The sequence below is a fragment of the Microbacterium sp. F2E genome (assembly GCF_020905435.1).
Taxonomy (GTDB): Bacteria; Actinomycetota; Actinomycetes; order Actinomycetales; family Microbacteriaceae; genus Microbacterium; species Microbacterium lacticum.
Map to the genome: position 1 here is coordinate 399648 of NZ_JAJJIB010000001.1, position 23636 is coordinate 423283.

Below are 23636 nucleotides of genomic sequence, written 5' to 3' on the forward strand. Positions count from 1 at the left end.
CATCGAAATTACCTATTGTGACGACCCGTTTGCACGCCGGGAGGGCCCGTGCAACGCAATGGTTACAAAGACGCAATGATCCCGCGGGAAAGCCGCGTCAGAGCACGTCTCCCCGGCCGGTGAGCTTCAAGGCATCCACCACGCCCTTCACCCGCTGCGCGTGCTCGCTCGTGGTCACCAGCAGCGCGTCGGCGGTGTCGACGACGACGATGTCCTTCACGCCGATGAGGCTGATGACCCGCTTCGTGTGGCTGACGACGATGCCGCTCGCCGCGTCGGAGAGGATGCGGGCGTTCTCGCCGAGGATCGCGAGGTCGTTCTTGCGGCCGCCGGAGTTGAGCTTCGCGAGGCTCGCGAAGTCGCCCACGTCGTCCCAGTCGAAGTGGCCGGGAACGACCGCGAGCCGGCCCTTATCGGCGGCGGGCTCGGCGACGACGTAGTCGATCGCGATCTTCGGCAGCGTCGGCCAGATGCGGTCGACCGCCGGGCCGCGGCGGTCGCGGTCGTCCCACGCCTCGGCGAGCTCGACGAGGCCGGCGTGCAGTTCGGGGTTGTTCGCCGCGATCTCGGCCAGCAGCACGTCGGCGCGCGAGATGAACATGCCGGCGTTCCACAGGTAATCGCGGTCGGCGAGGTACTGCTTGGCCGTGTCGAGGTCGGGCTTCTCGACGAAGCGCTCGACGAGCGAGGCATCCCGCGCGCCGTCGACGATGAGCTCCGGCCCGCGCTTGATGTAGCCGAACCCGACGGCGGGCTCGGAGGGGGCGATGCCGACGGTGCAGATGTAGCCCTCGCGGGCGACCTCGACGGCGTCGCGCACCGCGAACTCGAACACGCGCGTGCCGCGGATGACGTGGTCGGCCGCGAACGATCCGATGATCACGTCGGGTTCGCGGCGGTGCAGGATCGCGGCGGCGAGCCCGATCGCGGCGGCGGAGTCGCGGGGCTCGGACTCGAGGATGACGTTGTGGTCGGCGATGCCGGGCAGCTGATCCTCGACGGCGGCGCGGTGCGCGCGGCCGGTGACCACCGCGATGCGGTCGGGCCCGCTCAGCGGCTCGAGGCGGTCCCATGTATCGCGCAGCAGCGAGTGCCCGGAGCCGGTGAGGTCGTGCAGGAACTTCGGGGCGTCCGCCCGGGAGAGGGGCCAGAGGCGACTGCCGACGCCTCCCGCGGGGATCACGGCGTAGAAGTCGTCGATCGGTGAAGCCATGCCCCGAGCCTACCGAGGGCGCGGGCGCGCACCCGGGAGAACGCCGGGACCCTTCCGAAAGAAAGGGGATTCGTACGGATTGTCTCGACATCGAGAGAACTTAGGGTGGCCTTCCTCGCCGCCCCGCGGCGGGGCGACCTAGGATGAGAGGGCACCTGTGTGCGACGAGATGGGCCCCCGGTCACGGCCGGAGCCCCGGCCGGCCCCGGCCCCCGCCGTAGCGAGGTGTCCGTTCACACCAAGGGAGGACGACCGTGTCTGCACCAGCACGCGTCACACCGTCGGTAGCCCAGACCACGTCGAAGTACCCGCGCGGCACGCTGTACCGCGGCAACGTGGGCATGTGGTCGTGGGTCCTGCACCGCATCACCGGCATCGCCATCTTCTTCTTCCTGCTCGTGCACGTGCTCGACACCGCGCTCATCCGCCTCTCCCCCGAGGCGTACGACGCGGTCATCGGCACGTACAAGAACCCGATCATGGGCCTCGGCGAGGTCGCGCTCGTCGCGGCGATCGCCTACCACGCCTTCAACGGTCTGCGCATCATCGCGGTCGACCTGTGGCCGTGGGCGACGCGCCACCAGCGCCAGCTGTGGTGGGGCGTGATCGGCCTCTGGGCCGTGACCCTCGCCGGCTTCGCGCCGCGCCACCTCATCAACGTCTTCTCGAACGTGGGAGGGGGGCACTGATGTCTTTCGTCCACGATGCTCAGGAGCGCGAGCTCGACGCGCACCTCGCCGACATCGCCGCGCCGCGCTCCCCGCGCCCGCGCGGCCGGGGGCGCAACCTCGAGAAGCTCGGCTGGCTGTACATGCGCATCTCGGGTGTGCTGCTCGTCGTGCTCATCTTCGGGCACCTCTTCGTGAACCTCATGCTCGGCGAGGGCATCCACGGCATCGACTTCGCGTTCGTCGCCGGCAAGTTCGCGAGCCCGTTCTGGCAGTGGTGGGACGTGCTGATGCTCTGGCTCGCCCTCATCCACGGCGCCAACGGCATGCGCACGATCGTGAACGACTATGTGACCGGCGCGACGACCCGGAAGGTTCTCGTCTGGGCACTGTGGATCGCCGCCGGGTTCCTCATCCTCCTCGGCACCCTGGTCGTCTTCACGTTCGACCCGTGCCTGGGCATCGAGAACTCGACGACCGACTGGCTGATCGAGATGTGCTCGGCCGCCTGAGCGGCATCCTGAGCGTTCTCGAGACGACGACGAAGAAGAAGACGAAGGCATCCCTGACGTGAGCACCGCGACCACCGCGCATCCCGAAGCCGTCCTGCGGGACGGTGTGTACTACCACGAGTTCGACATCGTCATCGTCGGCGCCGGCGGCGCGGGCATGCGTGCCGCGATCGAGGCGGGCCCCGGCGCCCGCACCGCCGTCATCACGAAGCTCTACCCGACCCGCTCGCACACCGGCGCCGCGCAGGGCGGCATGGCCGCCGCGCTCGCCAACGTCGAAGAGGACTCGTGGGAGTGGCACACCTTCGACACCGTCAAGGGCGGCGACTACCTCGTCGACCAGGATGCCGCGGAGATCCTCGCCAAGGAGGCGATCGACGCCGTCATCGACCTCGAGAACATGGGTCTGCCGTTCAACCGCACCCCCGAGGGCAAGATCGACCAGCGCCGCTTCGGCGGACACACCGCCGACCACGGCAAGACGCCCGTCCGTCGCGCCTGCTACGCCGCGGACCGCACGGGCCACATGATCCTGCAGACGCTGTTCCAGAACTGCGTCAAGCTCGGCATCAACTTCTTCAACGAGTACTACGCGCTCGACCTCATCACCGTGAAGGACGACGACGGCAACACCCAGGTCGCCGGCGTCGTCGCCTACGAGCTCGCGACCGGTGATCTGCACGTCTTCCACTCCAAGGCCGTCATCTTCGCGACCGGCGGGTTCGGAAAGATCTACAAGACGACCTCCAACGCCCACACCCTGACGGGCGACGGCGTCGGCATCGTGTGGCGCAAGGGTCTGCCGCTCGAGGACATCGAGTTCTTCCAGTTCCACCCGACCGGCCTCGCGGGTCTCGGCATCCTCCTCACCGAGGGCGCCCGCGGTGAGGGCGCGATCCTTCGCAACGCCTCGGGTGAGCGCTTCATGGAGCGCTACGCCCCGACGATCAAAGACCTCGCGCCCCGCGACATCGTCGCCCGCTGCATGGTCAAAGAGGTGCTCGAGGGCCGCGGCGCCGGCCCGCACAAGGACTACGTCTACCTCGACTGCACGCACCTGGGTGCCGAGGTGCTCGAGACGAAGCTCCCCGACATCACCGAGTTCGCCCGCACCTACCTCGGCGTCGACCCGGTGACCGAGCCCGTCCCGGTCATGCCGACGGCGCACTACGCCATGGGCGGCATCCCCACCAACAACAACGGCGAGGTGCTGCAGAACAACGACACCGTCGTGCCGGGCCTGTACGCCGCCGGCGAGTGCGCGTGCGTCTCGGTGCACGGAGCCAACCGTCTCGGCACGAACTCGCTCCTGGACATCAACGTGTTCGGCAAGCGCAGCGGCCGAAACGCCGTCGAGTACGTCCAGACGGCCGACTTCGTGCCGCTTCCCGAGGACCCGGCGAAGGAGGTCCGCGAGATGCTCGAGGGCCTGCGCAACAACCCCGGCACCGAGCGCATCGCCGTCCTCCGCAAGACGCTGCAGGAGGAGATGGATGCCAACGCGCAGGTCTTCCGCACGGAGGAGACCCTGACGAGCGTCTTGGGCACGATCCACGACCTGCGTCAGCGGTACAAGAACATCCACGTCGACGACAAGGGCAAGCGGTTCAACACCGACCTGCTCGAGGCCGTCGAGCTCGGCTTCCTGCTCGACCTCGCCGAGATCGTCGCCTACGCCGCCCGCAACCGCAAGGAGAGCCGCGGCGGCCACATGCGCGAGGACTACGAGAACCGCGACGACGAGAACTACATGCAGCACACGATGGCGTACCTCACGGGCGACCCGCACTCGCCCGACCCCGAGGACCACATCCGCCTGGACTGGAAGCCGGTCGTGTTCACGAAGAACGAGGCGGGCGAGTTGAACTACCCGCCGATGGAGAGGAAGTACTGATGACGCTCGTCGCCGACGATGCCGCCGTCGTGGAATCGACCGGCGAGGCCCCCATCCAGTCGTATCTCGTCACCTTCAACATCCGCCGATTCGACCCTGAGGTCGACGCCGAGCCGCGCTGGGTCGACTACGACGTGGAGCTCTACCCGACCGACCGCGTGCTCGACGCGCTGCACAAGATCAAGTGGGAGGTCGACGGCTCGCTGACCTTCCGCCGCTCGTGCGCGCACGGCATCTGCGGATCGGACGCGATGCGCATCAACGGCCGCAACCGGCTGGCCTGCAAGACGCTGATCAAGGACCTCGACATCTCGAAGCCGATCTACGTCGAGGCGATCAAGGGCCTGCCGCTGGAGAAGGATCTCATCGTCGACATGGAGCCCTTCTTCGCGTCGTACCGCGAGGTGCAGCCGTTCCTCATCGCGAACTCGAAGCCCGAGCCGGGCAAGGAGCGCATCCAGTCGATCACCGAGCGCGCGATCTTCGACGACACCACGAAGTGCATCCTGTGCGCCGCGTGCACCTCGTCCTGCCCCGTGTTCTGGACCGACGGCCAGTACTTCGGCCCCGCCGCGATCGTCAACGCGCACCGCTTCATCTTCGACTCGCGCGATGACGCGGGCGACGTCCGCCTGGACATCCTCAATGACAAGGAAGGCGTGTGGCGCTGCCGCACGACCTTCAACTGCACCGAGGCGTGCCCGCGCGGCATCGAGGTCACCAAGGCGATCGCCGAGGTCAAGCAGGCGATCCTCCGCCACTGAGCCCGCTGCGCCGTCTCGCTATCCTGACGACGTGAGCGAACACCCTTTCTCCGCCCGCGCCGCGGCCGATTCGGCGCGCGCGGAAGAGGAGTGGCTGCGCGAGCGCTGGGAGAGCACCCAGGCATCCCTGCGGGAGCGATTCGACGCGCCGCTGAACGCCGCGACGGAGATCACGCGCAAGACGCTCGCGCTTTTCCCGGTGCGGGTGTGGCGGCACTTCCTGCAGCACAACGGGTTCCTTCTCGCGGCGGGGGTGAGCTATCAGGCGCTGTTCTCCTTCTTCGCGGTGATCTACGTCGCGTTCGCGGGCGTGGGTCTGTGGCTCGGCGGCAGCCCTGCCGCCGTGCAGGGCCTCATCGCGATCATCGACTCGTACATCCCCGGGCTCATCCGCCCGGAGGGTCAGGGCGGGGTGTTCACGACCGAGCAGGTCACCGAGATCGCGACCGGATCGACGGGCGTGCTGGCCGTCACCGGTGTCATCGCGGTGCTCACCGCGATCTGGACCTCGATCGGGTTCGTGACCTTCACCCGCCGCGCAGTGCGCGACATCTTCGGACTGCCCTTCGACGACCGCTCGTACGTGCTGCTGAAGGCGCGCGACTTCGTGGCGGCGCTGCTGTTCGGGATCGCGCTGGTGCTCGGCTCGGCCGTCAGCTTCGCGGGCACCTGGGCGCTTGGCTGGATCTTCTCGCTGCTCGGCTGGAGCACCGCCTCCGGCTGGTATCGCCTCGGCCTCGGGCTCGTGTCGATCCTCGTGTCCGTCGCCGTGTTCACCGGGGCGCTGGCGCTGCTGTTCCGCTTCCTCACCGGCACGTCGCTCACCTGGCGACGGATCCGCCCCGGCGGGCTCTTCGGCGGCATCGCGCTGACCGTGCTGCAGCTCGGTGCCGGCTGGGTGCTCCGCTACACCCCGAGCAACCCGCTGCTGGCGACCTTCACGATCTTCATCGGCCTCCTGCTGTGGTTCCGCGTGATCGGGATCATCATCCTCGTCTCCGCCTCGTGGATCGCCGTCGCGGCGAGCGACGAGGACGAGCCGCTCGCGTACCTCAGCGACGCCGACCGGCTGCGCGAGGAGCACGCCGCGCTGCTGCTGGCCGCGCAGGTGCGCCTGCGCACGGCGCGCGACGACCGCGCCGACGCCCCCTGGTACCGGCGCTTCGCCGCGACGCGGGCGGTGCGCGAGGCCGAGGCGGAGCTCGCCGAGGTCGAGGCGGCGGCGCCCGCGCCCGCGTCGCAGCGGCATACCGACCTGTTCGGGTGACGCGAGGCTCGTGTCGGCGGTCGTGATTAGGCTTTTGCGGTGCCCATCGATTCATCCTCTTCCCCCCGCCTTCGCCTCGCCTCCGTCAATGTCAACGGCATCCGCGCCGCCGTCCGCAAGGGGATGAGCGCGTGGCTCGATGCCGCCGACGTCGATGTCCTGACCCTGCAGGAGGTGCGCGCCCAGGCATCCGATCTCGCCGCCGCCCTCCCGGGCTGGCACATCGTGAACGACGAGGCCCTCGCCAAGGGCCGCGCGGGCGTCGCGATCGCCGCGCGCGAGCCGCTCGAGATCTGGCGGATCGAGCTCGGCGACGAGACGCTCGACTCGCGCGGGCGCTGGGTCGAGGCCGACATCGAGGTCGCCGGCCGGAGGGTCACCGTCGTGAGCGCCTATGTGCACACCGGCGAGGACGGCACCCCGAAGCAGGACGCGAAGTACGCCTTCCTCGACGCGATGACGGCGCGGATGCCCCTGCTCGGCGAGCACGCGGTGATCACCGGTGACCTGAACGTCGGGCACCGCACCCTCGACATCCGCAACTGGAAGGGCAACGTCAAGAAGGCGGGCTTCCTGCCGCGCGAGCGCGCCTACTTCGACCGGTTCACCGGCGCGGCGGGCGAAGAGGTCGAGGGCGTCGACGGGTCGACGGGCACCGGCCTCGGCTGGGTCGACGTCGGGCGCCGCTTCGCGGGAGAGGTCGACGGGCCGTACACGTGGTGGTCGAACCGCGGCAAGGCGTTCGACACCGACACCGGCTGGCGCATCGATTACCACCTGGCGACCCCCGCGCTCGCGGAACGGGTCGTGGACTACCGCGTCGTGCGCGCCCCCTCGTGGGACACCCGCTGGAGCGACCACGCCCCCGTCATCGCCGACTACGCGTTCTGAGGCATCCGGCGCCTCCGTAGACTGGAGCGGTGACCAAGCCTCGCCTCTACTCCGGAATGCAGCCGTCTGCCGACTCCCTCCAGGTCGGCAACTACATCGGTGCGCTCCTGCAGTGGCGCGAGCTGCAGGATGCCTACGACGCATTCTTCTCCGTCGTGGACCTCCACGCCCTCACCCAGCCGAACGACCCGGCGGAGCTCCGCGAGAAGACCCGCCGCACCGCCGCGCAGTACATCGCCGCGGGCATCGAGCCGTCGCGCTCGACGCTGTACGTGCAGTCGCACGTGCCCGCGCACACCGAGCTGCAGTGGGTGCTGTCGACGATCACCGGCTTCGGCGAGGCCGGGCGGATGACGCAGTTCAAGGACAAGTCGGCCCGCTACGGCGCCGATCAGACGAACGTGGGCCTGTTCACGTACCCGGTGCTGATGGCGGCCGACATCCTGCTGTACCAGACCGACATCGTGCCGGTCGGCGATGACCAGAAGCAGCACGTCGAGCTGACGCGCGACCTGGCCGAGCGGTTCAACGCGCGCTACGGCACCGCGTTCACGGTGCCGATCCCGGTGATCCAGAAGGAGACCGCGCGCATCTACGACCTGCAGAACCCGACGGCGAAGATGTCGAAGTCGGCGGAGTCGGATGCCGGGGTGCTGTGGCTGCTCGACGACCCGGCGGTCTCGGCGAAGAAGGTCATGCGTGCCGTCACCGACAGCGACGGCACGGTGCGCTACGACCGGGAGAACAAGCCCGGCGTGTCGAACCTGCTCACGATCTACGCGGCGCTGACCGGCCGGCAGATCCCGGCGATCGAGGACGAGTACGCCGGGCGCGGATACGGCGACTTCAAGAAGGGCCTCGCCGAGGTCGTCGTCGCCGAGTTCGGCCCCGTGCGCGAGCGGGCGCTCGCCCTCCTCGCCGACCCCGCCGAGCTCGACCGGGTGCTGGCATCCAACGCCGACCGCGCTGCCGAGGTCGCCGAGAAGACACTCGCCGACGTCTACGACAAGGTCGGCCTGCTCCGCCGCCGCTGACCCCCTGCCGCGCCGCTGCCCCGCCCCTGCCGCGCCGCTGCCGCGCCGTCGCCCCCCGTCCCCGCCCCCTTCCCTGTGTACCGTTTGCAGGATCAGACCACACGACACGCCGTCAGTCACAGCCGAGAAGACCCGTTTGGGGCGAGTGATCCTGCAAAAGTGCCCGCGACAGCGCGCGAGTTCCCAGCCTTCGGCGCGCCCGACCGTCAGTGCGTGCGGTGGGCGGCGAGCAGACCGCGCAGGGCGGCGAGCACGTCGTCGGGGCGATACATGATCATCGCGGCCGTAAAGCGGAGGCTTGTGTAGCCGAGGGCGGCGAGCGCCGCGTCGCGCTCGCGATCGCGCGCCTGCTGCGCCCAGTCGGAGTGGAACTCCTTGCTGTCGCACTCGACGACCAACCACCCGTCGAGCACCAGGTCGACGCGGCCGATGCCATCGAACCTCACCTGCAGGGCGATCTCGCAACCGAGTGATCGGGCAAGCAGTCGCACGAACGTCTCCGGGCCGGATTCGGCGCGTGGGTCGACGAGATGCTCCAGCACGGCGAACCGAGCCGGGAGCGCAGCGAAGATCCTCCGCAGGTCGAAGCGCGTGAGGAGACCCCTATTCAGCAGGCTGTCGAGCGTCGCGACGGCGGCGCGCGGCGGCTGACACCGGATCGCGTGCGCCGCGGCGTCGACGACCGAAACGGTGCAGGCCTGACCGACCGGCTCAAGGAGCGCAGACCAGTGGAGGGATATCTCGGCAGCCGCCAACCGCAGTCGACGACGGCGATCGGCAGGGTCGCGCAGTCTGCTTCCGCGGGGATCGATGTGCACGTGCAGCGCGCGGTTCTCGAGCACGAAGACGCCGAGCGCTCCGAGCAGCGACAGACAGGTCAGGCGCCCGCCGACGCGCACGGCGCGCACGTACATGTCGTCTGCTTCCACGGTCAGGTATCGGTCACGGCGCACATGGATGAGTGCGCCGGAGCGCACCGCGTCTTGAATCGATCTGCGCGTGAGGCCGCTCCTGCGCAGCTCCGCTCGAGTGAGGTAGTCGGTCGTCATGCCCGCGAGTGTGGCGCCGAGCGCGGCGCCGTGGCGGCCAGATCCGACCATCTGGGGAGGGATCGGCCGAAGCTGCTGTTGGGGAGGAGGCGACGCCAGCGGCGTCAGACCGCGCGCTGTACCCGTTTGCAGGACCAGACCACACTCGCGACGAGCGGTGCCGCGGAATCACGCGGCGGGCCCGCCCACGAGAGCGCAGTGATCCTGCAAACGGTACGCCCGAGCGGAAGGAGGGGGCGGGGGAACCGGGCGAGGGGGATAGGCTCGGCGGGATGGAACCGGTTGTGCTGCGGACGCTCCGGCTCGAGCTGTCGGTGCTCACGGAGGGCGACGCCGAGGCGCTGTTCGCGGCGGGGCAGGATCCCGCGGTGCAGCGGTACACCTCGGTGCCGACGCCGTTCACGCGCGCGGACGCCGACGATCTCATCGCCGCGACCCGCGCCGGCTGGCAGACCGGCGACCGCCTGTCGTGGGCCGTGCGCGAGCAGGGCGTGCTCGTCGGGATCGTCGGGCTGTACCGGGTCGACGGCAAGGGCTCGGGCGAGCTCGGCTACTGGCTCGCCGCGCCGGCGCGCGGGCGCGGGCGGCTCACCGAGGCGGCGCGCGCCGCGCTCGACTGGGGGTTCTCCGCCGACGGCGCCGCCCTGGCGCGCATCGAATGGCACGCGGTCGTCGGCAACACCGCGTCGGCGCGCGTGGCCGAGCGGCTCGGCTTCCGCTTCGAAGGCGTCCGGCGCGCGGCGCTGATCGGCTCGGACGGGCGCGAGGACGGCTGGTCGGCGGCGCTCCTCGCCACCGACGACCGCACCCCGCAGACCTGGCCGATCCCCTGACGGCACCGCCGCACCCGCCCGCGTGTCACAGCCGCGTGGCAGGATGGCGGCATGCCCGAGATGCCCGAGGCGCAGGGGCTCGTCGACTTCCTCGCCGAGCGCACCGTCGGGCACGCGATCACGAAGGCGACGCTCGCGAACATCGCGGCCCTCAAGACCTACGACCCGCCCCTCGACGCTCTGAAGGGCACGACGGTCGTCGGTGTCACGCGGCACGGCAAGTTCATCGACGTGCAGACGGAGGCCACGGATGCCCCGGAGACCACGGACGCGCCGGACGACACGGATGCCCCGGACGACACACCCGCCACGACCACTCCCCTCCACCTCGTCTTCCACCTCGCCAAGGCCGGCTGGCTGCGCTGGTACGAGCAGCTGCCGGCGACGGTGATCCGGCCGGGGAAGACCCCGATCGCGCTCCGCGTGGGCTTCGACGACGGCTCGGGGTTCGACCTCACCGAGGCGGGCACCAAGAAGTCGCTCGCCGTCTACGTCGTGCGCCGCCCCGACGAGGTGCCGGGCATCGCGCGGCTCGGCCCCGACCCGCTCGGCGACGACTTCACCCGCGACGTGCTCGCGGGGATCCTCGCCGGGCGCCGCACCCAGATCAAGGGCGTCCTCCGCGACCAGTCGATCGTCGCGGGGATCGGCAACGCCTACTCCGACGAGATCCTGCACGCCGCGAAGATGTCGCCGTACGCGCTCGCGGCCGGCCTCGACGACGCCGAGATCGACCGGCTGTACGCCGCGCTCCGCTCGACGCTGACCGACGCGGTAGCCCAGGCATCCGGCCGCCCGCCCGCCGACCTCAAGGACGCCAAGCGGCGCGGCATGGCCGTGCACGGTCGCCGCGGCGAGGCGTGCGCGGTGTGCGGCGACGAGGTGCGGTCGGTGTTCTTCGCCGACAACTCGCTCGAGTACTGCCCGACGTGCCAGACCGGCGGCAAGCTGCTCGCCGACCGCCGACTCTCGCGGCTGCTGAAGTAGCCGCGAGAGACGGCTCAGTCGGTCGTGCCCATGAGGATGCGCGCGTCGTCGTCGACCCAGTCGATCGATGTGGCGACCGCCTTCTTCCACTGCCGGTACCGACGGCTGCGTTCGTCGGCGCTCATCCGCGGCTCGAAGCGCACGTCCTCCTGCCAGTGCGCGCGCAGCTCGTCGAGCGAGCCCCACACCCCCACGGCGAGCCCGGCGGCATAAGCGACGCCGAGGGCGGTCGTCTCGACGATCTTCGGGCGCACCACGGGAATGCCGAGGATGTCGGCCGAGCGCCCCGCGGCCTGCGGCAACCGCGGCAGGGGAACCTGCGACGCCCGCACGCTCCGACGACACGGAATGAAACGACGTCCGGGGCGTTGAGTAGGATCGAGAGCAGAACAACGTGCTCCGGGGTCGGTGAGAATCCGAACCGGCGGTGACAGTCCGCGAGCCCGCCAGATCGAATGATCGAACGGGTCGACCCGGTGGAATTCCGGGACCGACGGTGATGCGGCGCCTCTCTGCGGAGAGCGCCGCGAGTCCGGATGGGAGGCAGCACGGGCGCCGTTCGCGGCGTCTGGCGCGCAGAGCGCGCATCGTCCGCCCATCGATACCCCGGAACCCTGAAGACGACGAGTCGTGACGAAGGACGACGGATGCCACAGGCCGACCGCGAGCGGAGCGCCACCGAGCGCGATGCCATGGCGCGCGCGCTGCAGCTGGCGCTGCACGGGCCGCGCGGCGTGAACCCGCAGGTCGGCGCGGTGATCCTCTCTCCCGCCGGCGAGGTCCTCGCCGAGGGCTGGCACCGCGGTGCCGGCACCCCGCACGCCGAGATCGACGCCCTGACGAACCTCGCCGCCGCGCACGGCCCCGCCGCCGCCCGCGGCGCGACCGCCATCGTCACGCTCGAACCCTGCAACCACACCGGCCGCACCGGCCCGTGCGCCGAAGCACTGCTCGACGCCGGCATCGCCCGCGTCGTCTACGCCGTCGACGACCCCGGAGTGCTCTCCGGCGGCGGCGGCGCGCACCTCCGCCGCGGCGGCGTCGACGTCGAGGCGGGGCTGCTGCGGGCCGAGGGAACCGCCCTGCTCGACTCGTGGCTCACGGTGCAGCGGCTCGGCCGCCCGCACGTCACCGTCAAGTGGGCGCAGTCGCTCGACGGGCGCGCCGCGGCATCCGACGGCACCAGCCAGTGGATCACCGGCCCGCTCGCCCGCGCCGACGTGCACGCGCGCCGCGCCGCGGCGGATGCCATCGTCGTCGGCACCGGCACCCTGCTCGCCGACGATCCCGCCCTCACCGCCCGCCGCGGCGACGGCACCCTGTACGACCACCAGCCCCGCCCGGTCGTCGTCGGCACCCGCGCGGTGCCGCAGGAGGCGGCGGTGCGGCAGCATCCGCGACCGTTCCTGCAGGACGAGGGCGACGACCTCGTCGATCTGCTGGGCCGCCTCCGCGAGCTCGGCGCGCAGCGCGTGTTCGTCGAGGGCGGCCCCCGCCTCGCATCGTCGTTCGTGCGCGACGGGCTCGTCGACGAGCTGCTCGTCTACCTCGCCCCGACCCTCCTCGGCGGCGAGCGGCTCGCGCTCGGCGACCTCGGCGTGACGACGATCGCCGACCAGCGCCGGCTGACCGTCAGCGACGTGCGGCGCCTCGGCGACGACCTCCTCGTCGTCGCCCACCCCGACCTCCCCGCGAAGGAAGAAGACTGACCATGTTCACCGGGATCATCGAAGAGCGCGGCGAGATCGTCGCCGTCGAGCCCGCGGGCGACGGCCTGCGCGTCACCGTGCGCGGCCCCCGCGCCGTGTCGGACGCCGCGCAGGGCGACTCGATCGCCGTGTCCGGCGTGTGCCTCACGGTCGTCGATCAAGGCGACGACTGGTTCGCCGCCGACGTCATGCACCAGACCCTCGCGGTCACGAGCCTCGGCGAGATCGGCCCCGGCACGCCGGTGAACCTCGAACGCGCGCTCGCCGCGCACACCCGCCTGGGCGGACACATCGTGCAGGGCCACGTCGACGGCACGGGCACCGTGCTCGAGGTCTTCCCGGGCGAGCAGTGGCAGGTCGTGCGGGTGTCGCTGCCGGCGGATCTCGCCCCGCTCGTCGTCGACAAGGGCTCGATCACGGTCGACGGCGTCTCGCTCACGGTCAGCGCCGTCTCCCCCGCCACCGAGCCCGAGCAGTGGTTCGAGGTCTCGCTCATCCCCGAGACCCTCGAGGTCACGACCCTCGGCCTCCGCCGGGCGGGCGACCTCGTCAACCTCGAGACCGACATCCTGGCGCGCCACGTGCAGCGCCTCCTCGCCTTCTCCACGATCCCGAACGACTCCGAAGGAGGCTCGCGATGAGCCCTTCCGCCACCCCCGGCCTGTCCACCATCCCCGAGGCCCTCGACGCCCTGCGCGCCGGCCGCCCCGTCATCGTCGCCGACGATGAGAACCGGGAGAACGAGGGCGACATCATCCTGTCGGCCGAACTCGCCACCCCCGAGTGGCTCGCCTGGACGATCCGCTGGTCGAGCGGGTTCATCTGCGCGCCCATGCCGGCGGAGTGGGCCGACCGGCTCGACCTGCCGCCGATGGTCGCGGTGAACGAGGACGTGCGCGGCACCGCGTACACGGTGAGCGTGGATGCCGCGGACAAGGTCTCGACCGGCATCAGCGCGACCGACCGCTCGCACACCCTGAACGTGCTCGCCGACCCGGCATCCACCCCCTCGGCGGTGATCCGGCCGGGGCATATCCTGCCGCTGCGCGCCGTCGACGGCGGCGTGCGCGAACGCGCCGGGCACACGGAGGCGGGTGTCGAGCTCATGAAGCTCGCCGGGCTCCAGCCGGTCGCCGCGATCGGCGAGGTCGTCGCCGAGGACGGCTCGATGATGCGCCTGCCGGGTCTCATCGAGATGGGTGCGCGCGAAGGCATCCCGGTCATCACGATCGAGCAGCTCATCGCCCACCTCGACGACATCGCCCCGATCGTGAGCGCCGACGCCGCCGGCGACGGCGAGACCGCCCCGCACCGCGCGCGCCGCCGCGTGAGCCTCCGCGCCGAGGCGCAGGTGCCGACGTCGCACGGCACGTTCCGCTTCCTGGCGTACAAGGACCGCGTCACCGGCACCGACCACATCGCGGTCGTGTCCGGCGACCTGCATTCGGGCGCCGACGGATCCGACGCGCCGCTCGTGCGCGTGCACTCGGAGTGCCTGACCGGCGAGGCGTTCGGGTCGCTCAAGTGCGAATGCGGCCCGCAGCTCGACGCCGCCCTCGACGCCATCGCGACCGGCGGAGGCGTCGTCGTCTACATGCGCGGGCACGAGGGCCGCGGCATCGGGCTCATCAACAAGCTGCGGGCCTACAGCCTGCAGGAGCGCGGGCTCGACACCGTCGACGCGAACCTGGCCCTCGGGCTGCCGGCGGATGCCCGGGATTACGCGGCGGCGGCCGGCATCCTCGGCGACCTGGGCGTCGAGAAGGTGCGACTCCTCACGAACAACACCGACAAGGTGAACCAGCTGCGCGCGCTCGGCCTCGACATCGTCGAGCAGGTGCCGCTGCTGGTGGGCGTCGGGCCGAACAACCACCAGTACCTCGAGACCAAGCGCGACCGGATGGGTCACATCATCGGCGCCGACGAGCTCGAGGCGGCCCTCGCGCACGGCGCCGAGCCCACCCCGGCTACGACCGACACCGACACCATCACCAAGGAGCACGCATGAGCGGCCACGGCGCCCCCGCCCCCCAGCAGATCGACGCGGCGGGCCTGCGGGTCGTCGTCGTCGCCGGCCAGTGGCACGACGCGATCACCGACGGGCTCATCGCCGGCGCGGGGCGCGTGCTCGAGGCATCCGGTGCCGACTGGCGCCTCGTGCGCGTGCCGGGCTCGTTCGAGCTGCCGGTGGCCGCGAAGGCGGCGCTGGATGCCGGGGCCGACGCGGTCGTCGCGCTCGGCGTGATCATCCGGGGCGGCACGCCGCACTTCGAGTTCGTCTCGTCGGCCGCGACCGACGGTCTCACGCGCGTCGCGCTCGACACCGGCAAGCCGGTCGGGTTCGGGGTGCTCACCCTCGACGACGAGCAGCAGGGCATCGACCGCGCGGGGCTGCCCGGCTCGAAAGAGGACAAGGGCGCCGAGGCCGCCGACGCCGCCCTGCGCACCGCGCTGCTGCTGCGCGCGCTGCGCGGCTGACCCGCGCCGCCGGCGCACCGGCGCACCGGCGCACCCGCGCACGCCGAGCTTCAGGTAGACTGAGGGTATGGAGATTCTGCGTCACGTCGTCGTCCTCGTCCACCTGGTGGGCTTCGCGGTGCTCTTCGGCGCCTGGGTGGTCGCCGCGTTCGGCGAGCGCCGCTTCACGCGGCTGATGACGTGGGGCATGGTCATCGCCGCCGTCGCCGGCCTCGCCCTGGCCGCCCCGTGGGGCATCTCGTACGAGCTGAACTACGTCAAGCTCGGCGTGAAGCTCGTGATCCTGCTCGTGATCGGCGCCCTGCTCGGCATCGGCACCGCGCGCCAGCGCAAGACCGGCACGCTCGCCCCAGCGCTGTTCTGGAGCGTCGGCATCCTCACCTTCGTCAACGCGGCCCTGGCGGTCATCTGGCGCTGAGCGCCCCGCCACGTTCGACCACCTACGCCCGGCCGCTTCGGCCGGGCGTAGGATCGTTTCGTACCCCGGAACCCTGCCGGAGTGCTCGGTGCCCCCAACGCCGCGACGCCCGCCGCATCACCCCCGCCACGGACGCCCGCCACCGGCGCGTCCCACGAGGACCTCTCCACGATCGACAGGTCTTCTTCCCGCATGTCTTCCTCTTCGGCCGCGTCCGCGACGCCCGCCTCCGCCCCCGGCGATTCCGCCGCCCCCGCCAACCCCCGCTCGCGCGTCATCACCGCGAGCCTCGTCGGCACCACGATCGAGTTCTACGACTTCTACGTCTACGCGACGGCAGCCGTCCTCGTCTTCCCGATCCTCTTCTTCCCGACGGGCAACGAGACCACCTCGCTGCTCTCGTCGTTCGCCGTGTTCGGCGCCGCGATGGTCGCCCGCCCCATCGGCGCGGTGATCTTCGGGCACTTCGGCGACCGCTTCGGCCGCAAGGCGACCCTCGTGGCATCCCTGCTCACGATGGGTATCGCGACGTTCCTGATCGGATGCCTGCCGACGTACAACGACATCGGCTGGTGGGCGGCGTTCCTCCTGCTGCTGCTGCGCCTGTTCCAGGGCTTCGCCCTCGGCGGCGAGTGGTCGGGAGCGGCGCTCGTCGCCACCGAGAACGCCCCGAAGGGCAAGCGCGCCTGGTACGGCACGTTCCCGCAGCTGGGCGCGCCGATCGGCTTCATCATCGCCAACACGGTGTTCCTCGTGATCAACTTCGCCCTGCCGCACCCCGACGGCCCGGCGCAGCGCTCCGAGGCGTTCCTCACCTGGGGCTGGCGCGTGCCGTTCCTGTTCTCGGCCGTCATGGTCATCATCGGCCTGTGGGTGCGCCTCAAGCTCGTCGAGTCGGAGACGTTCACGAAGGCCGAGCAGACCGGCGCGATCCGCAAGTTCCCCCTCGGCGAGGTCATCCGCTCGAACTGGAAGAACCTCATCCTCGGCACCTTCATCATGCTGGCGACCTACGTGCTCTTCTACCTGATGACGAGCTTCACGCTGTCGTACGGCACGAAGCCGACCGTCGAGGGCGCGCAGAAGGTCGCGGATGCCGCGGGCACGGCCTTCGACCCCAGCACGTATGTCGCGGGGCTCGGCTTCGGCTACACCGACTTCGTCATCATGCAGATCATCGGGGTGATCTTCTTCGGCATCTTCACGCTGCTCTCCGGCCCCGTCGCCGACGCGATCGGGCGCCGCAAGCTGCTCATCTGGGTGACCGCGGCGATCGGCGTGTTCGGCCTGCTGTTCAACGTGTTCCTCATGCCGCAGCTCGACCCGAAGTTCACCGGCGCGCTCGTGCAGGCCTTCCTCGTGTTCGGCTTCGTGCTGATGGGGGCGACGTTCGGGCCGATGGGCGCGGTGCTGCCCGAGCTCTTCCCGACGAACGTCCGCTACACCGGCTCGGCGATCTCGTACAACGTGTCGTCGATCCTCGGCGCCGCCCTCGCGCCGCTCGTCGCCGTCGCCCTCTGGGCCGCGGCGGGCGGGCAGCCGTGGCTGGTCGGCCTCTACCTCTCCGGGTCGGCGGTGCTCACGCTCATCGCGCTGGCGCTGTCGAAGGAGACGAAGGACGTCGACTACGACACCAACATCGGCCTCGGCGAGACCGGCTCGCTCTGACCGGGGTTCGCTGACCGGTCCCTCCGACCGCCGAGACGGGCGGCACCGCGCAGGCGGTGCCGCCCGTTGTGGCGACAGCACACGGATGGACGCGTGGGCTCTTGAGTTCGCTCGCACAACGGAGCCTAATGTGGCCTGACCACAAATCCTCGACAGTGGCACTCATGCGCAAGCGCGATGATCACGGCGTACTTCGCCTCGCTCCCCAGGGCGAGATGGCCAACAACGCCGGCGACGGGCGCATGTCCTTCATCTCGCGCCGCGACTGCGCGACGGCGGCCGCGTACGCGCTCGCCAACCGGTTCCTGCACACCGAGGTGCTGAACATCAACGGGGCCGAGTCGCTCACGATGGCCGATTTCGCCGCGATCGGAAACGAGGTCACCGGGAACCGAAGGCATGGTGACCTTCGGACAGGCGGTCCGTGAGGGCAAGATGGCCGTCCACACCGGCGATTTCCGGATGATCACCGGCCGTCGTCCGATCACGGCGCGCGCGCCCACTCGTGGGTCGCGATCGCGGACGCCCTCGAGATCAGCCGTCAGGCAGCGCACAAGAAGTACGGGAGAAGATAGAGGGGCAGGACCCGACGACCCGAGTCGGAGCGGACCGCGCCCGCGGCGCGGCCCGATCGCCGCACGGGCCCCGGAACCCGAACCTGCAGGAAAGCCGCACATGTCCTCTGCCTCCTCCCCCCGCCGCCCCGACCGCGCCGCGCGCCCGTCCCGCACCGCGAAGGACGAAGGCCCGCGCGCGAGTCTGCGCCAGCTGCTGCCGTTCGTCTTCGAGCACAAGAAGACGCTCATCGCGGTCGCAATCCTGAGCGTGCTCGCCGCCGCCGCGACCCTCGCCCAGCCGCTCGTCGTCGGCCAGGTGATCGAGCGGGTGCAGCAGAGCGCCCCGCTCGGCACGCTGGTGTGGGTGCTCGTCGCTCTCGTCGTCGCGTCGTCGCTGATCAGCGGCATCCAGCACTATCTGCTGCAGCGCACCGGCACCGCGGTCGTCTACTCCAGCCGCCGGCGGCTGATCGCGCAGCTGCTGCACCTGCCGGTGCAGGAGTACGACGCGCGGCGCACCGGCGACCTCGTCTCACGCGTCGGCACCGACACGACGCTGCTCTACGCCGTGCTCACCCAGGGACTCGCCGACTCGGTCGGCAACGCGCTGATCTTCGTCGGCGCCGTGATCGCGATGCTGCTGATCGACCCCGTGCTGCTGCTGCTCATCCTCGTCGTCGTGGGCGCTTCGGTCGCCGTCGTCGGCGCGCTCAGCGGGCGCATCCGGCGCGCCACGACCGTGCAGCAGGAGAAGGTCGGCGAGCTCGCCTCGGGTGTCGAGCGCGCGATCGGCTCGATCCGCACGATCCGCGCCTCAGGCGCCGCCTCGCGCGAGCAGGCGGCGATCGACCAGACCGCGCGCGGCGCCTACGACGCGGGCGTGCAGGTCGCGAAGGCATCCGCGTTCATCGTGCCGATCGCCGGCATCGCGCTGCAGCTCTCGCTGCTGGTCGTGCTCGGGGTGGGCGGTTTCCGGGTCGCCTCGGGAGCCATCACCATCGCGCAGCTCGTGACGTTCGTGATGTTCCTCTTCTTCCTCGTGCAGCCGCTCGGGTCGTTCTTCGGCGCCATCACCTCGGTGAATCAGGCGCTCGGCGCGCTCGGGCGCATCCAGGAGGTGCTCGACCTCCCCACCGAGACCGCGCACGACGCCGAGGGCGCCGCCGCCGCCGACGAGGCCCGCCGCGCCTGCCCCGATGCCGATCTCACCGGCCCGATCCAGACCGTCGGCGATCTGCTGGCCGCGCGCGACACCTCTGCGATCGAGTTCCGCGGCGTGCGGTTCGCCTACCCCACAGCGGTCGTCCGCACCCGCCGCACCGTCGAGGAGGAGGCCCAGCGCGCCCTCGCCGACGTCCACGCCGACGCCGCTCCGGTCACCGACACGGACGGCGACGTGCTGCACGATGTCTCGTTCACGGTCCCGCGCGGCGCGCGGGTCGCGCTCGTCGGACCCTCGGGCGCGGGCAAATCGACGACCCTCGCGCTCATCGAGCGCTTCTACGACCCCGACGCCGGCGCGGTGCTGCTCGACGGCACCGACGTCCGCCGGATCGACCGCACCCGACTGCGCGCACAGCTCGGCTACGTCGAGCAGGATGCTCCGACGCTCGCCGGCACGATCGGCGACAACCTGCGGCTCGCCTCCCCCGAGGCATCCGATGCGGCGTGCGAGCGCGTGCTGCGCGCGGTGAACCTCGGCGAGGTGCTCGAGCGGTCGCCGCTCGGGCTCGACGCACCCGTCGGCGAGGCGGGCGTCATGCTCTCGGGCGGCGAGCGCCAGCGCCTCGCGATCGCGCGCGCGTTGCTGGCGGCGCCGCCGATCCTGCTGCTCGACGAGTCGACCTCGTCGCTCGACGGGCTGAACGAGCAGCGCATGCGCGAAGCCATCGACGCCGTCGCGGCCGGTCGCACCCTCGTCGTGATCGCGCACCGGCTGTCGACCGTCGTCGACAGCGACCTCATCATCGTGCTCGACCGCGGACGCGTGGTCGGCCAGGGCACCCACGCCGAGCTCGTCGAGTCGGTGCCCCTCTACCGCGACCTCGCCCGGCACCAGCTGCTGGTCTGACCCGGCGCCGGTCGGCGCAAACCGGATTCGGAAAGCGCGAACAGAATCGGATGCCCCGTGCTGAGGCATCCGATTCTGTTGCGTTCTTGCGAATCCAGTGCGGCGCGCGCGAGCGCGAGCCGCGCCGGCCGCAGTCAGGCGGACTGGGCGAGGCGCAGGCGGTAGCGCAGCGCCGCGAGCTCGGCGTAGAGCGCCGGCGGCACCTTGCCGTCGAAGGTGCGGTAGAAGTCCTCGGTGAGGTCGGTCTCCTGCAGCCACAGCGCGGGGTCGATCTCGAACAGGGCGTCGAGGTCTTCCTGCGGCACCTCGATGCCGTCGAGGTTCAGGTCGCTCGTCTGCGGCAGACGGCCGATCGGGCTGTCGACGGCGGGAACCTTGCCCTCGATGCGGCGGATGATCCAGTCGATGACGCGCGAGTTGTCACCGAACCCGGGCCAGAGGAAGCGTCCGTCGGCCCCCTTGCGGAACCAGTTGACCTGGAAGACCCGCGGCGCGCGGTCGAAGCGCAGCTTCTGCCCGACCTTCAGCCAGTGACCGAAGTAGTCGGCCATGTTGTAGCCGCAGAACGGGAGCATCGCGAACGGGTCGCGGCGGAGCTCCCCGACCGTGCCCTCGGCGGCGGCGGTGCGCTCGGAGGAGATGTTCGAGCCGAGGAAGACGCCGTGGGTCCAGTCGGTCGCCTCGACGACGAGCGGCACGTTGGTCGCGCGGCGCCCGCCGAAGAGGATGCCGTCCAGCGGCACGCCCTCCGGGGCATCCCAGTCGGCCGCGATCTGCGGGCACTGCGCCGCGCTCACGGTGAAGCGGGAGTTGGGGTGCGCGGCGGGCCGGCCGGCGTCGGGCGTCCACGGGTTGCCCTCCCAGTCGGTGAGCTCGGCGGGCACGTCGTCGGTGAGCCCCTCCCACCAGACGTCGCCGTCGGGGCGGAGCGCCACGTTCGTGAAGATCGTGTTGCCCCACAGGGTCTCGACCGCGGTCACGTTGGTCGACTCGCCGGTGCCGGGCGCGACGCCGAAGAAGCCGGCCTCGGGGTTGATCGCCCAGAGGCGTCCGTCGTCACCGGGACGCAGCCACGCGATGTCGTCACCGAGCGTCTCCACGCGCCAGCCGGGGATCGTGGGGCGGAGCATCGCGAGGTTGGTCTTGCCGCACGCCGACGGGAACGCCGCCGCCAGGTGGTACTTCTTGCCCTCGGGGCTGATGACGCGGATGAGCAGCATGTGCTCGGCGAGCCAACCCTCGTCGCGGCCGATCACCGAGGCGATCCGCAGGGCGAAGCACTTCTTCGCGAGGATCGCGTTGCCGCCGTAGCCCGATCCGTACGACCACACCTCGAGCGTCTCGGGGTAGTGCACGATGTACTTCTCGTCGTTGCAGGGCCACGCGGCATCCTTCTCACCGGGCTCGAGCGGAGCGCCGACCGTGTGCACGGTCTTCACCCACGGCTTGCCGGCGGCGATCTGGTCGAGCACCTCGGTACCGACGCGGGTCATGATGCCGATCGAGGTGACGGCGTAGGCCGAGTCGGTGATCTGAACGCCGATGTGCGAGAGCGGGCCGCCGACGGCGCCCATCGAGAACGGCACGACGTACATGGTGCGCCCGCGCATCGAGCCCTCGAACAGGGGCGTGATGGTCGCGCGCATCTCGGCGGGGTTCGCCCAGTTGTTCGTGGGGCCGGCGTCCTCCTCGCGCTCGGAGGCGATGAAGGTGCGCCCCTCGGTGCGGGCGACGTCGCTCGGGTGCGAGCGGGCGAGGTACGAGCCGGGTCGCCACTCGGGGTTCAGCTTGATGAGCTTGCCCTCGTCGACCTGCTCGCGCAGCAGCGTCTCGTTCTCGGCGCGCGATCCGTCGACCCAGTGGATGCGGTCGGGCTGGGTGAGCGCGGCGATCTCGTCGACCCAGGCGAAGAGCTCGTCGAGGCCCTCGCCGGCCCGGACCGGGCGTGCGCCGTAGGTGCGGTACGCCGCCCCGGCGCTGCGGCCCTCGGCGGGGGCGGACGCGGTGCGGGTGAACAGATCGGCGATGGCCATGTCAGCTCCTTCGTGGGCGGTCTCTGGTGCTCGTGTTTCCACTGTGCGCCGATTCGCGCCGAGTTTCGAACGAATCGGGGCGCAAGAATCGCGATTGTTTCGCTATCATCAAGGAATGGCTTCTGCTCTCGAGCTGTCGACGCTCGGTCACCGCATTCGTCATCACCGCGTCGCGCGGGGGTACACCCTCGACGAGCTGGGCGCGCTCGTCGGGGTGGCGGGCAGTCAGCTGAGCCTCATCGAGAACGGCAAGCGCGAGCCGAAGCTGTCGCTGCTGCAGGCGATCGCGCACGCGACGGGCACGGATGTCACCGACCTCCTCTCCCCCGAGCCGCCGAACCGGCGCGCCGCCCTCGAACTCGACCTCGAGCAGGCGCAGAACTCGCCCGTGTTCCGGCGCCTCGGCATCCCCGCCGTGCGCGTCACCAAGGCGACCAGCGACGAGACGATCGAGTCGATCCTGGGCCTGCACCGCGAGCTGCAGCGCCGCGAGCGCGAGGCGATCGCGACGCCCGAGGAGGCCCGGCGCGCGAACACCGAGCTGCGCCTGCGCATGCGGGAGCGGGGCAACTACCTGCCCGAGATCGAGCACCTCGCCGAGAAGCAGCTCAAGGCCGCGGGGCACACCGGCGGCGCGCTCACGCACCGGAGCGTCAGCGTCATGGCGTCGCAGCTGGGCTTCGAGCTCATCTACGTCGACGACCTGCCGCACTCCGCCCGGTCGGTGACCGACCTCGAGAACGGACGCATCTACCTGCCGCCGGCGTCGATCCCCGGCGGTCACGGCCTCCGCTCGATGGCGCTGCAGGCGATGGCGCACCGGCTGCTCGGGCACACGCCGCCCACCGACTACGCCGACTTCCTGCAGCAGCGGCTCGAGATCAACTACTTCGCGGCGTGCTGCCTCATGCCCGAGACAGCATCGGTCGCTTTCCTCGCCCAGGCGAAGAAGGACCGGAACCTCGCCGTCGAGGACTTCCGCGACGCGTTCGGCGTGACGCACGAGGCGGCGGCGATGCGGATGACGAACCTGCTGACCGAGCACCTCGGCACGCGCCTGCACTTCCTGCGGGTCGACGGAGCGGGGGCGATCAACCGGGTCTACGAGAACGACGACCTGCCGCTGCCGATGGATGTCACCGGATCGGTCGAGGGTCAGATCGTCTGCCGCAGGTTCGCCGCGCGCGCCGCCTTCGCGGAGCAGAACCGCACCGTCGAGCACTATCAGTACACCGACACCCCCGCCGGCACCTTCTGGTGTTCGAGCCAGACCGGGCGCACGGGCGACGGCGAGTTCTCGATCACGGTCGGCGTGCCCTTCGACGACGCACGCTGGTTCCGCGGCCGCGAGACCCACAAGCGCGCCGTGTCGACCTGCCCCGACGAGTCGTGCTGCCGACGCCCGGATGCCTCGCTGACCGACCGCTGGAACGGGAAGGCTTGGCCGAGCGCGCGCGTGCACATGCAGATGTTCTCGCCGCTGCCGCGGGGGGCGTTCCCCGGCGTCGACGACGGCGAGGTCTACGCCTTCCTCGACCGGCACGCACAAGAGTAACCGGCGGCTTTGTCGCCGGGAACGCGCAGGTGTAG

At 70.8% G+C, this 23636-nt stretch carries 21 protein-coding genes and 1 pseudogene; 18 read left to right on the top strand and 4 right to left on the bottom strand.

Annotated features, from left to right (window positions below; all coding sequences use genetic code 11):
- Nucleotides 1-97: 97 nt before the first annotated feature.
- A complete protein-coding gene (locus LOK55_RS01900; protein WP_229933998.1) occupies nt 98-1213 on the bottom strand; it encodes a mannose-1-phosphate guanylyltransferase in 1116 nt (371 codons plus the stop codon).
- A 254-nt stretch (nt 1214-1467) separates the two neighbouring features.
- Between LOK55_RS01900 and sdhC the strand changes: the two genes are divergently transcribed.
- From sdhC to trpS, 7 genes are read left to right on the top strand one after another with little or no spacing between them, the layout of a single operon-like run.
- A complete protein-coding gene (sdhC, locus tag LOK55_RS01905; RefSeq protein ID WP_229933999.1) occupies nt 1468-1902 on the top strand; it encodes a succinate dehydrogenase, cytochrome b556 subunit in 435 nt (144 codons plus the stop codon).
- Complete coding sequence (locus tag LOK55_RS01910) at nt 1902-2393, top strand: succinate dehydrogenase hydrophobic membrane anchor subunit (protein ID WP_229934000.1); 492 nt, start codon at nt 1902-1904, stop codon at nt 2391-2393. Before sdhC ends, LOK55_RS01910 begins: the two co-directional genes overlap by 1 nt.
- A gap of 58 nt (nt 2394-2451) precedes the next feature.
- Nucleotides 2452-4287, top strand: a complete 1836-nt coding sequence (gene sdhA, locus LOK55_RS01915) for a succinate dehydrogenase flavoprotein subunit (protein ID WP_196383138.1) — start codon at nt 2452-2454, stop codon at nt 4285-4287.
- On the top strand, nt 4287-5051 hold the full coding sequence (locus tag LOK55_RS01920; RefSeq protein ID WP_229934001.1) for a succinate dehydrogenase iron-sulfur subunit: 765 nt from the start codon (nt 4287-4289) through the stop codon (nt 5049-5051). The genes sdhA and LOK55_RS01920 overlap by 1 nt, the downstream gene beginning before the upstream one ends.
- Nucleotides 5052-5082: 31 nt before the next feature.
- Complete coding sequence (locus LOK55_RS01925; protein WP_229934002.1) at nt 5083-6318, top strand: YihY/virulence factor BrkB family protein; 1236 nt, start codon at nt 5083-5085, stop codon at nt 6316-6318.
- Between the two features lie 39 nt (nt 6319-6357).
- Nucleotides 6358-7209: an exodeoxyribonuclease III gene (locus tag LOK55_RS01930; RefSeq protein ID WP_229934003.1), complete on the top strand. Its 852-nt coding sequence runs from the start codon at nt 6358-6360 to the stop codon at nt 7207-7209.
- A gap of 29 nt (nt 7210-7238) precedes the next feature.
- Nucleotides 7239-8243 (top strand): tryptophan--tRNA ligase, encoded by a 1005-nt coding sequence (gene trpS / locus LOK55_RS01935; RefSeq protein WP_308066623.1) that lies wholly within the window; start codon nt 7239-7241, stop codon nt 8241-8243.
- Between the two features lie 206 nt (nt 8244-8449).
- On the opposite strand, the gene LOK55_RS01940 is transcribed toward trpS, so the two are convergent.
- Nucleotides 8450-9292: an endonuclease domain-containing protein gene (locus tag LOK55_RS01940; RefSeq protein ID WP_141378939.1), complete on the bottom strand. Its 843-nt coding sequence runs from the start codon at nt 9290-9292 to the stop codon at nt 8450-8452.
- A 272-nt stretch (nt 9293-9564) separates the two neighbouring features.
- Here LOK55_RS01940 and LOK55_RS01945 point away from each other — a divergent pair, with 272 nt between their 5' ends.
- The gene (locus tag LOK55_RS01945; protein WP_229934004.1) at nt 9565-10125 is read left to right on the top strand and encodes a GNAT family N-acetyltransferase; all 561 of its coding nucleotides are present in this window, start codon (nt 9565-9567) and stop codon (nt 10123-10125) included.
- 51 nt (nt 10126-10176) lie between these two features.
- Nucleotides 10177-11112, top strand: coding sequence for an Fpg/Nei family DNA glycosylase (locus tag LOK55_RS01950; RefSeq protein ID WP_229934005.1), 936 nt, complete (start codon nt 10177-10179; stop codon nt 11110-11112).
- 14 nt (nt 11113-11126) lie between these two features.
- Here LOK55_RS01950 and LOK55_RS01955 read toward each other — a convergent pair.
- A pseudogene (locus tag LOK55_RS01955) lies at nt 11127-11390 on the bottom strand (glycerol kinase); the annotation flags it as partial.
- A 369-nt stretch (nt 11391-11759) separates the two neighbouring features.
- On the opposite strand from LOK55_RS01955, the gene ribD reads away from it, so the two are divergent.
- The 8 genes from ribD to LOK55_RS01995 all read left to right on the top strand — a co-directional run bounded on the left by ribD (nt 11760) and on the right by LOK55_RS01995 (nt 20013).
- Nucleotides 11760-12821 (top strand): bifunctional diaminohydroxyphosphoribosylaminopyrimidine deaminase/5-amino-6-(5-phosphoribosylamino)uracil reductase RibD, encoded by a 1062-nt coding sequence (gene ribD, locus LOK55_RS01960; RefSeq protein ID WP_229934006.1) that lies wholly within the window; start codon nt 11760-11762, stop codon nt 12819-12821.
- Nucleotides 12822-12823: 2 nt separating this feature from the next.
- The gene (locus LOK55_RS01965; protein WP_196325198.1) at nt 12824-13462 is read left to right on the top strand and encodes a riboflavin synthase; all 639 of its coding nucleotides are present in this window, start codon (nt 12824-12826) and stop codon (nt 13460-13462) included.
- On the top strand, nt 13459-14829 hold the full coding sequence (ribA, locus tag LOK55_RS01970; protein WP_229934007.1) for a GTP cyclohydrolase II: 1371 nt from the start codon (nt 13459-13461) through the stop codon (nt 14827-14829). Before LOK55_RS01965 ends, ribA begins: the two co-directional genes overlap by 4 nt.
- Entirely contained in the window at nt 14826-15299 is a 474-nt protein-coding gene (gene ribH, locus LOK55_RS01975; RefSeq protein ID WP_229934008.1) for a 6,7-dimethyl-8-ribityllumazine synthase, read from the top strand. The genes ribA and ribH overlap by 4 nt, the downstream gene beginning before the upstream one ends.
- A 67-nt stretch (nt 15300-15366) precedes the next feature.
- Nucleotides 15367-15717, top strand: coding sequence for a Fe-S protein (locus tag LOK55_RS01980; protein WP_141378924.1), 351 nt, complete (start codon nt 15367-15369; stop codon nt 15715-15717).
- A gap of 192 nt (nt 15718-15909) precedes the next feature.
- Entirely contained in the window at nt 15910-17385 is a 1476-nt protein-coding gene (locus LOK55_RS01985) for an MFS transporter (RefSeq protein WP_229934009.1), read from the top strand.
- A gap of 164 nt (nt 17386-17549) precedes the next feature.
- Nucleotides 17550-17813, top strand: coding sequence for a hypothetical protein (locus LOK55_RS01990; RefSeq protein ID WP_229934010.1), 264 nt, complete (start codon nt 17550-17552; stop codon nt 17811-17813).
- Between the two features lie 247 nt (nt 17814-18060).
- Nucleotides 18061-20013 carry an ABC transporter ATP-binding protein gene (locus LOK55_RS01995; protein WP_229934011.1) on the top strand — a complete coding sequence of 651 codons (1953 nt, stop codon included), beginning with the start codon at nt 18061-18063 and terminating at the stop codon, nt 20011-20013.
- Nucleotides 20014-20147: 134 nt separating this feature from the next.
- Here the strand turns inward: LOK55_RS01995 and LOK55_RS02000 are convergent, their stop codons facing one another.
- The gene (locus LOK55_RS02000) at nt 20148-22046 is read right to left on the bottom strand and encodes a phosphoenolpyruvate carboxykinase (GTP) (protein ID WP_229934012.1); all 1899 of its coding nucleotides are present in this window, start codon (nt 22044-22046) and stop codon (nt 20148-20150) included.
- Between the two features lie 115 nt (nt 22047-22161).
- Here LOK55_RS02000 and LOK55_RS02005 point away from each other — a divergent pair, with 115 nt between their 5' ends.
- Nucleotides 22162-23601: an XRE family transcriptional regulator gene (locus LOK55_RS02005; protein WP_141378912.1), complete on the top strand. Its 1440-nt coding sequence runs from the start codon at nt 22162-22164 to the stop codon at nt 23599-23601.
- Nucleotides 23602-23636 lie beyond the last annotated feature (35 nt).